Genomic DNA, 10,080 nt, shown 5'->3' on the forward strand with positions numbered 1-10,080 from the left:
ATTTGTTTATAATAATATTATAAACAAGTATCCCATGCGCTACAGAATACATCTACAGTACTTTGTCCTTTAAATTCAGATTTACCCATTATTTTTTGTATTACTTGATGTATTGCTTCATCATTATCTGAATAAGAGTTTATATAAGTTGGTACCATAGGTACATCTATTAAGTGGAATGGATTGTGAACAGATACACATACTGTTGGTAATTCTGTTACATACCAAGGTATTTCTGGTCCCATTGGTAAATTCCAAGTTATTCTTCTTACATTGCTTGTAGAGAAGCCTGTAACACTAACAAATAACATTACTGCATCATATTTATTTACAAATTCTTTTACTGGAGTAGATGCTAATAATTGCTTACCATTAAGACCTTGAGAGTTATCAAATACATCAACTTCAAATCCTTGTGCTTCAAGTTCTGCTTTTACTCTATCTTGTAAGCTAGCTTTAGCCATTTTATTAGGAGCAAATCCACCATTTTCTATAGTATAAAGCATTATTCTCTTATGAGTTTGAGGAGTTATTGGTAATTGGTTTTTAGTGTTTTTAACTAAAGTTATAGCTTTATCCATTATATCTTTAGCTACTTCTTTATGTTCTTCACATCCAATTACTGATAATCCTTCTACTGGAGGTATTAATGTATTATTAGCTTTTTTAGTATGTAATTTTAACATAGCTTTAAATGCTAATACACGAGTAACAGCTTCATCTAATCTTTCCATAGTTAATATACCTTTTTCAAGACCAGTTTTTAAAGCTTGTGTATCTTCATCTTTATCTCTGTAGTATAATATCATATCACAACCAGCTGCTATAGTAGTTGGTATCATATCTTCTCTTCTTATTTGACTAGTTAATCCAACCATATGAGTTGCATCAGTTATTATTAATCCATTAAATCCTAATTGCTCTCTTAATAATCCTTGTAATAATTCTGGAGCTATTGTAGCAGGCATTATTTCATTATCTTTTATACCTGGCTTTAATTTTCTTTGGTATTCTGGAAGTCTTATATGACCTATCATTACAGATTCTACACCTGCATCTATCATACCTTTGTATACTTTTCCAAACTCATTATCCCACTCTTCACAAGTCATTAAGTTGTCAGTAGTAACAACATGTTGGTCTCTTTCATCTAAACCATCACCTGGGAAGTGCTTCATACAACATGCAATACCTGCATCATTTGCACCTCTTAAGTATTCTTTTGACATTTCAAGAACTTGCTCAGCATCACTTGAGAAGCATCTATTGTACATAACACTACTTCTCCAGTTTTTATTTATATCAACCATTGGAGAGAATGTCCAGTTACATCCTATAGCTGCTGCTTCTTTACAACCATAGTATGCCATCTTATATGCATTTTCCTTATCTTGTGTAGCACCTATTGCAACGTGGTATCCGAAGTGTGTTCCACCACCTACTCCACCATCTCCACCTGCTTCTATATTTGCAGCTATTAATGCTGGTATTTTACTATTTTCTTGTATAACAGCATTTTGACGATGTAAGTCTGCTGGTGGCATATTATTATATCTAAATCCGCCCATTCCGTATTTTGATAGACGTTCTTTTATTTCATCTTCAGTGTTATTCCATAGCATATCTACGAAAACTTGTCCTATTTTTTCATCTAAAGTTAATCCTGCTAAAGTATCTTCTACCCATTTTATATCTTCGTCAGATAAATAAAACGGTTTTGCTTTTAAATCTATCTTCATTTTAATCCCCCTTAGTTTTCTTTTCATTTGATTAGGAATTCGTATTCCTTGATAATAATTATACAATATGTGTTGCTCATAAGTTAGCATATTTATGTATATTATTAGGACAAAACAACACTTTATTATACTAAAGTGCTATTATATTAATAAAAAATATACTAATCATTAAGTAAATTTGTTAACATTATAGTATAATCAATAAATTTTTAGAGGTATTTATATGACAAAAGATAAAGCCATAAATTTAATAAAAGATATGTTAGATATAACTTTAGATTTACAATCATTTTATATAGAAGATATTAAGAATAATATAGAAGAAATAGAAAAAAATTTACCTTCTTTACTTACTGTAAATAAAGATTATTTTAATATTTTTATTAATTTTATGATTAATACTAAGGAAGAAAAAATATACTCTATTTCAGATTCTATATTTGCTAATTATATTATTGTTTGCTTAGATGAAATAAATAAAGATTATATACTATTAGGTCCTTACATACTTATAGACGATTATGAAAATATTTTATCTGAGCATAACCAATATAATTTAACTTTAGATGAGATTAATAGATTAAAAAATTATCATAAAGATTTGCCTGTTTTAAACAAACATAAAATATCTAATATAGTTAAGATAATATTAAAAAATATATATACTAAAAATTGTAAATTTGAAGTTATTGAAAAAAATAATTTATTTATTTCAATAAATAAAAAAAATAAAAACCATCATGAATTAATTTCACTAGTAGAATTTCAATCATTAGAAAAAATTTCAACTACAGAGCATAAATTAGTTTTTTATATAAGAGAAGGAGATAAATTATCAGCTTCTAAGTGTTTAGACAAATTATTACCTCAAACAAATATTAGTTCAAATGATTTTGTTAGTATTAGAGATTATAAAAATAAACTTATTTACTATAACACTTTATTAAAAAAATCTGCTGAATTAGAATGCTTTTCTACCATACATTTACAAAGCATCTATAATACTAACTTAAAAAAAATAGAATCCTCAAATGATTTTAATGAACTATATAATTTAATATTTAATATGATTATTGATTATTGTGATGCTGTTATCAATTATAAATTAAAGAACTATTCGCCTTTAGTAAAGAAAGTTATAAATCATATTAATTTAAATTTAAATAGTGATTTATGTGTAAAAAGCTTGGCTGATTTATTTTATGTGTCTCCAACTTATCTATCACGTGTATTTAAAAAGGAAGTTAATTATTCTATAGTAGAATATATAAATAAACAAAAAGTTAAACGTTCAACTATTCTTCTAAAAGATAGTAATTTACCTATTCATCAAATTAGTAATATAGTTGGTATTGATGATTTTAATTACTTTTCTAGATTATTTAAAAAACATATGAATAAAACACCTTCACAATATAGAAAAGATAATAGCTAAATATAAAAAGCTACTTTAAATCAATTTAAAGTAGCTTTTATTTTATAATWHTTCACTTTTTATATACTTTTCTATGTTGTTGTAGCATATATTTTGTATTATTTCACCTAATATTTCCATATCAGCTGGGTATTCACCATTTTCAACTAATCCACCTATGTAGTTACATAAGATTCTTCTGAAGTATTCATGTCTAGTATATGATAAGAAACTTCTAGAGTCTGTAAGCATTCCTACAAATTGGCTTATAAGTCCTAATTGAGATAGAGCCATCATTTGTCTTTCCATTCCGTCCTTTTGATCGTTGAACCACCATCCAGAACCGAATTGTATTTTACCAGCTATTCCTCCACCTTGGAAGTTACCTATCATTGTTCCTAATACTTCGTTATCTTTAGGGTTTAAGCAGTATAATATAGTTTTTGGAAGTTCATCAGTTATATCTAATGAATCTAATAATCTAGATAAGCTAGTTGCAACTTCTCCATCATCTATACTATCAAATCCTACGTCTGCTCCTAATTTTTTGAACATTCTAGTGTTATTGTTTCTTAATGCTCCTATGTGTAATTGCATTACCATACCACGCTTGCTGTACATTCTTCCTAAGCTTATCATTGTTAATGTAGAGTACTTTTCTATTTCTTCTATAGTTAAAGTTTCTCCAGCTAAAGCTTTTTTGAATATAGCATCTACTTCTTCCATAGTTGTATTTCTGAAGTATACTCTTTCTAAAGAGTGGTCTGTTATGTTACATCCATTTTCAACGAAGAAGTCTAATCTCTTTTCTAATACTGTTAATAATGTTTCATAATCTTTTATTTCAGTATTTTCAACTTCTCCTAATTTAACTATATAATCAGCAAATCCTTCACCGTGTATCTTTACAGCTCTATCAGGTCTGAAGCTTGGTCTAACTTCACAGTCAAAGTTTTCATCTTTAGCTATTGCTATATGATATTCTAAGCTATCTATTGGATCATCAGTTGTACCTATGTACTTAACATTAGAATTTCTTATCATAGCTCTAGCACTGAAATCTTCACCATTTATTATTTCATTACATCTATCCCATATAGATTTGCAAGTTTTTGGAGATAAAGTTTCTTCTATTCCAAAGTATCTTTTAAGCTCTAAGTGAGACCAGTGATACATTGGGTTTCCTATTAAGTAAGGCATAACTTTTGCAAATGCTTCAAACTTTTCATAATCTGTAGCATCTCCAGTTATGTACTTTTCTTCTATACCAAAACTTCTCATTGTTCTCCACTTGTAGTGGTCTCCACCTAGCCATATTTCAGTTATGTTCTTATATCTCTTATCTTCAGCTATTTCTTTTGGATTTAAGTGACAGTGATAGTCACATATTGGCATTTCTTTAGCATAATCATGATATAAAGTTACTGCTGTATCTGTTGATAATAAAAAATTATCGTCCATAAATTTTCTCATATCCATTACTCCTTATTATATTAATTTTTGTATAATCTATTAGAACAAAAGCTCTTGCATATACAAGAGCTTTTGTCAATTATTTTAAAGTTAAATTTTATGCAWTATTAATTTTTGTATAATCTATTAGAACAAAAGCTCTTGCATATACAAGAGCTTTTGTCAATTATTTTAAAGTTAAATTTTAGGCATTATATATTATATATATTATTTGCTTTTTCTAATAGCTTCTATTATTCCGTTTACGTATACAGCACCTAATGCTCTATCGTATAATCCGTATCCTGGTCTTCCAGTTTCTCCCCAGATCATTCTTCCGTGGTCTGGTCTGAAAGGTCCATCGAAGTTGTAATCTTCGTATGCTTTAACTATTTCATAGAAATCTAATGATCCCTCTTCAGATAAGTGAGCAACTTCGTTGAAGCTAGATTCTCCAGTTATTAATACGTTTCTTAAGTGAGCGAAATGTATTCTGTTTCTTTCTCCACCGAAGTGTTTTATCATTTCTACTACGTCATTAGTCTTACTTGCACCAAATGATCCTGTACATAATGTAACACCATTGTAGTAACTATCATATAAATCTAAGAATCTATCTAAGTTTTCTGTGTTTGTTATTATTCTTGGAAGTCCAAATATTCCCCATGGTGGATCATCTGGATGTATAGCCATTTTAACTTCTTCCTCTTCAGCAGTTGGCATTATACCTTTTATGAAGTACTCTAAGTTTTCCCAAAGTTTTTCTTCATCTATATCTTTATATTGGTCTAGTAATGCTCCTAAACCACCTTCACCGTATGAAGTATCCCATCCTGGAAGTTCTAACTCACCTAAAGCTGGGTCCATTTTAGCTACTTGTTCTTCATCGTATATTAGACAAGTTGATCCATCTTCTAATTCATATTCAAGATCAGATCTTGTCCAGTCGAATACTGGCATGAAGTTGTAACATATAGTTTTTATTCCTGCTTTACTTAAGTTTCTTATAGTTTCGCAGTAGTTTGCTATGTACTTATCTCTAGTAGGTAATCCTAACTTTATGTCTTCGTGTACTGGTACACTTTCTATTACAGATAATTCTAATCCATGCTTTTCTACTGAAGCTTTTAATTCCATTATTTTATCTAATGGCCAAACTTCTCCTACTGGTATATCGTATATTGCTGTTACTATACCTTTCATTCCTGGTATTTGACGGATGTACTCTATTTTAACAGGGTCATCTTGTCCATACCATCTAAACGTCATTTTCATGAGCGTGTCCTCCATTTATTATCTTTTTATATTTTGAAGACCATTTTTCATTAAAGAAATAATAGTCTGTTCATCGATTATATTTATGTCCCCTAATATCGAATGTTTTAATGAACTTGCACATATTGCAAACTCTATTATCTCTTCATTAGACATATTTTTGAATATACCATGTAAGATTGAATATACCATGTAAGACTCCAGCAGTAAAGGCATCTCCACCACCAACTCTATCAAGTATATCAAAAGTATATTCATTTGAAACTGTAAGATTTTCTCCATCAAACAAATAACCACATAAACTATTATTATTAATTGAGTTTACAGTTCTTTTAGTGCATGCAGCATATTTTAAGTTCGGATATTTTTCAAACAGTCTAGTATAAAGATCTTTTAAATTATCTTCATAATCTAAACCTCTATCCTCAAGCTTTAATATGTTTATCATATCTAAACGCCCTAAAAAAGCTATATCTATAAGAGGCATTACTTCTTCTAGTACTTCTCTTGCTTCTTCTAAAGACCATAATTTTGCTCTAAAGTTAGAATCGTAAGAAACTACTATGCCTTTTTCTTTACAGGCTTTAATAAAATCTATAGTGAATTCTCTTAAACTTGTACTTAATGCTGGTGTTATACCTGACATATGTACAAATCCAACACCATCAAGTATTTTGTCTATATCAAATTCACTTTTATCTGCCATTGATATAGCAGAGTATTTTCTATCATATATTACTTCTGTACTTCTTAATCCATGACCTATTTCTGAGAAGTATATCCCCAATCTACCTTCTCCAGTAATTACGTCACTTATATCTACATTATATCCCCTAAATTTACTTAATACTTTTTCCCCTAAATGATTGTTTGGAATTTTTGTTACAAACTTAGTGTCATGGCCAAACATTGCAAGACTTGCAATTACATTAGCTTCTCCTCCTGAATATACAGCTTCAAAAGAATTNTKAGGAGGAGTAAGCCTTAACATTATTTCACCAAAACCTAATATTTTCTTATTAGTTAAGTTTAAACTATTCACAGTTTATAATTAGCCTCTTATTTTAGCTATCTTAGCTACGAATTCTGCAGCTAATTTTTCTATATCTTCTAAGCTACCTTTTATTAAAGAACTTCCTACACCTACGCAAGAAACTCCCATTTTAAACCATTCTTCAACGTTGTCTATAGTAACACCACCAGTAGGCATTATTTCAACGTGTGGTATAGGTGCTTTTACAGCTTTTACATATTTAGGTCCAAATACATCTCCAGGGAATACTTTCACCATTTTATTACCTTTTTCTAAGGCATTCATTATTTCTGTAACTGTCATACATCCTGGGAAGTAAGTTACACCCATTTCATGACAAACTGTATTAACTTCTTCATTATATCCTGGACTTACTACATATTTAGCACCAGCAAGGATTGAATCCTTAGCCATTTGTCCATTTAATACACTACCAACACCTATTATAGCATCTTCGTGGTCTTTGTATTCTGATATTAATTCATTTACATTTGGTATAGTGTAAGTTACTTCTAAAGCTTTAACTCCACCTTTTAAACAAGCGTTCATATAACCTCTTGCTTCATCATGGTCTTTAGCTCTTATTACAGCTACTATACCTTCTTTTTTTATTGCTTCTAACATGACTTTCGCCCCCTATATATTATACACCTGAATAAGCTGAGAATGCACCGTCAACTGGTATAACAACACCGTTTACGAATCCTGATGCTTCTTCACTTACTAAGTATAATAAAGTTCCTAATAATTCTTCAGCTTTACCAAATCTATCCATTGGAGTGCTGTTTAATATCTTAGCTGTTCTTTCAGTTGGAGTTCCATCTTCGTTGAATAATAACTTCTCATTTTGAGCTGTTACGAAGAATCCTGGAGCTATTGCATTAACTCTTATTCCAACTTTAGACATATGAACTGCTAACCATTGAGTAAAGTTACTTACTGCAGCTTTTGCACCTGAGTAAGCTGGTATTTTAGTTAATGGTGTATAAGCGTTCATTGAAGATATATTTATTATTGAACATCCTTTTCTATTTATCATGTCCTTAGCGAACTCTTGAGATGGAAGTAATGTTCCTAAGTAGTTTAAGTTGAATACGAATTCAACACCTTTTTGATCTAAATCAAAGAAAGTTGTTAATTCATCATTTTGTAAATCTTCTTCGAATAAGTATTCTTTACTTGTTGTTCCTTTTGGATGGTTTCCACCAGCTCCATTTATTAATATGTCACATGGACCAAATTCTTTTAATACTATTTCATGAGCTCTTTTTAAGCTTTCTTTATCTAGAACGTTAGCATCTATTCCTATTGCTTGTCCTCCATTAGCTCTTACTTCTTCTGCTTTTCTATCGCAAGATTCTTGTCCTAATGAAAGTATAGCTACTTTTGCTCCACAAGCTGCTAAAGCATCTACCATAGCACCACAAAGTACACCTGCTCCACCAGTTACTACTGCAACTTTATCTTTTAAATCAACATTAAACGGTAATTTCATGATTATTTGCCTCCCAAATTTTACGTATTAATATCTATACTTGTATACTAGCACACAGAGTTTAATATTGCAACCTTTTACTAGCTTTTTTGTCACATTTTTTTTAAAGAGTTTTATCTTTAAGAAACGTTTTCACAAAAAGTAAATGAGTATAAAAAAAGGAGCTATCATTTGATAACTCCTTCATAATTTATAAAAACTATTAAGCTCTTCTTCTTCTTTCTAATTCTGTATTAACTTCATTTAATGTTTTGTTGTTTAAGTTATATACGAACTTAATACATACTGTACCAAATACAAGTGCTACTAAAGGAACTAATGTAGCTATCATTCTTATACTATTAGCAACTTCAGGAGTTTGAGTAGCTGCACCTGATTGATATCCTATTGCAGCAAGAGCAAATCCACCTATACTTCCTACTATAGCTTGAACTAAYTTTCTAGCTAATGAGTAAGCAGCATAAACTGTACCTTCTTCTCTTTTTCCACTTAAATATTCTTGGTAATCTATAACGTCACCAACTAATGCCCATACCATCATGTTATATAATGCTAGACCGAATCCAGATATAGTAGTTAATACTAAATAGAATACTGGATTTTTACTTGGTAAGAATACTAATACTGCATAAGCAGCTATAGATATTATTCCACTGTAAGCAGCAACATTTTTCTTACCAAATTTAGCAACTAATTTACTAGTAAATGGTAGTACTATGAATGTACCAATCATTGGAAGTAATCCAGCTAAACTTAGTAATCCTGGTTGTCCAAAATAATCTTTAAATAAATAAGCATTTAAAGAACTTGGTAAGAATACAGCTGTTAAAGTTCCTAATGAACTTAATATTAATCCTATTAAAGCTCTATTTTTACCTAAAGTTTTTAAAGTTTGACCTAAAYYTACCTTTGGAGCATCTTCTTTAACTTCAACAGTAACTCTTTCAGTTGTCATTTTGTAACAAGCTCTATAAGCTATATTTGCTATTATTGCATATAATACTGCTGCTATAACAAATCCTTTTGCTGAAACCTCACCTGAAGCATTAAATACTAATTTAGGTGTTAAWAYCATAAGAGGTATCATCGCAAATACTCCTGATAAGTTTCTCCAAGTAGATAATTGAGTTCTTTCATTTGCATCATTAGTTATAACTGATGCTAATGAACCGTAAGGTATATTTATAGCTGTATATGCCATACCAAATCCTATATAAGTTATATATGCATATGGTAATTTCATTCCTTGTGGCATATTAGGTATTACTAAGAATGTTAATATTGTAAATATTCCTAGAGGTATACCCATATATTTTAAGTAAGGTCTGAACTTACCATCTTTAGTTCTTTTTCTTTTATCAACTATAACTCCCATCATTGGGTCATTTATAGCATCCCATATTCTTGATACTGCCATAAGAGTACCAACTGCAGCTGCACTTATTCCAAATACATCTGTATAGAACACTAATAAGTAACTTCCTATGAAGTTGAATAATAAACAGCTACCAACATCGCCTAACATGTATCCAACTTTATCTTGCATACCAAATGGCTTTACTTTGCTTGATTTTAAAACTTCTTTGTTTGCTAATTCCATTTTGCCTCTCCTTACCATTTCGCCTCTCCTTAAATGTATTTTACTGTCCATTTTTATACATATTTACATTTA

The 10,080-nt window shown here is 29.9% G+C and carries 9 protein-coding genes; 1 reads left to right on the top strand and 8 read right to left on the bottom strand.

Going from position 1 to position 10,080, the window contains the following annotated elements:
* Nucleotides 1-17 precede the first annotated feature (17 nt).
* Nucleotides 18-1,739: a glycoside hydrolase family 3 protein gene (locus G3997_RS09385; RefSeq protein WP_296645518.1), complete on the bottom strand. Its 1,722-nt coding sequence runs from the start codon at nucleotides 1,737-1,739 to the stop codon at nucleotides 18-20.
* 223 nt (nucleotides 1,740-1,962) lie between these two features.
* Here G3997_RS09385 and G3997_RS09390 point away from each other — a divergent pair, with 223 nt between their 5' ends.
* Nucleotides 1,963-3,174 carry a helix-turn-helix transcriptional regulator gene (locus G3997_RS09390; protein WP_296645519.1) on the top strand — a complete coding sequence of 404 codons (1,212 nt, stop codon included), beginning with the start codon at nucleotides 1,963-1,965 and terminating at the stop codon, nucleotides 3,172-3,174.
* A gap of 42 nt (nucleotides 3,175-3,216) precedes the next feature.
* On the opposite strand, the gene uxaC is transcribed toward G3997_RS09390, so the two are convergent.
* The 7 genes from uxaC to G3997_RS09425 form a co-directional block, all read right to left on the bottom strand.
* Complete coding sequence (uxaC, locus tag G3997_RS09395) at nucleotides 3,217-4,626, bottom strand: glucuronate isomerase (protein ID WP_296645520.1); 1,410 nt, start codon at nucleotides 4,624-4,626, stop codon at nucleotides 3,217-3,219.
* A gap of 207 nt (nucleotides 4,627-4,833) precedes the next feature.
* Nucleotides 4,834-5,880 carry a mannonate dehydratase gene (uxuA, locus tag G3997_RS09400; protein ID WP_296645521.1) on the bottom strand — a complete coding sequence of 349 codons (1,047 nt, stop codon included), beginning with the start codon at nucleotides 5,878-5,880 and terminating at the stop codon, nucleotides 4,834-4,836.
* Between the two features lie 18 nt (nucleotides 5,881-5,898).
* On the bottom strand, nucleotides 5,899-6,072 hold the full coding sequence (locus G3997_RS09405) for a hypothetical protein (RefSeq protein ID WP_296645522.1): 174 nt from the start codon (nucleotides 6,070-6,072) through the stop codon (nucleotides 5,899-5,901).
* On the bottom strand, nucleotides 6,029-6,871 hold the full coding sequence (locus tag G3997_RS09410; protein WP_442971284.1) for a sugar kinase: 843 nt from the start codon (nucleotides 6,869-6,871) through the stop codon (nucleotides 6,029-6,031). Before G3997_RS09410 ends, G3997_RS09405 begins: the two co-directional genes overlap by 44 nt.
* Nucleotides 6,872-6,931: 60 nt before the next feature.
* Entirely contained in the window at nucleotides 6,932-7,537 is a 606-nt protein-coding gene (locus G3997_RS09415) for a bifunctional 4-hydroxy-2-oxoglutarate aldolase/2-dehydro-3-deoxy-phosphogluconate aldolase (RefSeq protein ID WP_296645524.1), read from the bottom strand.
* A 19-nt stretch (nucleotides 7,538-7,556) separates the two neighbouring features.
* On the bottom strand, nucleotides 7,557-8,408 hold the full coding sequence (locus tag G3997_RS09420) for an SDR family oxidoreductase (RefSeq protein WP_296645525.1): 852 nt from the start codon (nucleotides 8,406-8,408) through the stop codon (nucleotides 7,557-7,559).
* 202 nt (nucleotides 8,409-8,610) lie between these two features.
* Nucleotides 8,611-10,008 (bottom strand): MFS transporter, encoded by a 1,398-nt coding sequence (locus tag G3997_RS09425; RefSeq protein ID WP_296645526.1) that lies wholly within the window; start codon nucleotides 10,006-10,008, stop codon nucleotides 8,611-8,613.
* Nucleotides 10,009-10,080 lie beyond the last annotated feature (72 nt).

This window comes from Romboutsia sp. 13368, assembly GCF_018336475.1.
Classification (GTDB): Bacteria; Bacillota; Clostridia; order Peptostreptococcales; family Peptostreptococcaceae; genus Romboutsia.

What these genes read in the sequence shown, in the direction of transcription:
- G3997_RS09385 (WP_296645518.1), bottom strand. Translation starts at nt 1,739, where the DNA reads ATGAAGATAGATTTAAAAGCAAAACCGTTTTATTTATCTGACGAAGAT.
- G3997_RS09390 (WP_296645519.1), top strand. Translation starts at nt 1,963, where the DNA reads ATGACAAAAGATAAAGCCATAAATTTAATAAAAGATATGTTAGATATA.
- uxuA (WP_296645521.1), bottom strand. Translation starts at nt 5,880, where the DNA reads ATGAAAATGACGTTTAGATGGTATGGACAAGATGACCCTGTTAAAATA.
- G3997_RS09405 (WP_296645522.1), bottom strand. Translation starts at nt 6,072, where the DNA reads ATGGTATATTCAATCTTACATGGTATATTCAAAAATATGTCTAATGAA.
- G3997_RS09415 (WP_296645524.1), bottom strand. Translation starts at nt 7,537, where the DNA reads ATGTTAGAAGCAATAAAAAAAGAAGGTATAGTAGCTGTAATAAGAGCT.
- G3997_RS09420 (WP_296645525.1), bottom strand. Translation starts at nt 8,408, where the DNA reads ATGAAATTACCGTTTAATGTTGATTTAAAAGATAAAGTTGCAGTAGTA.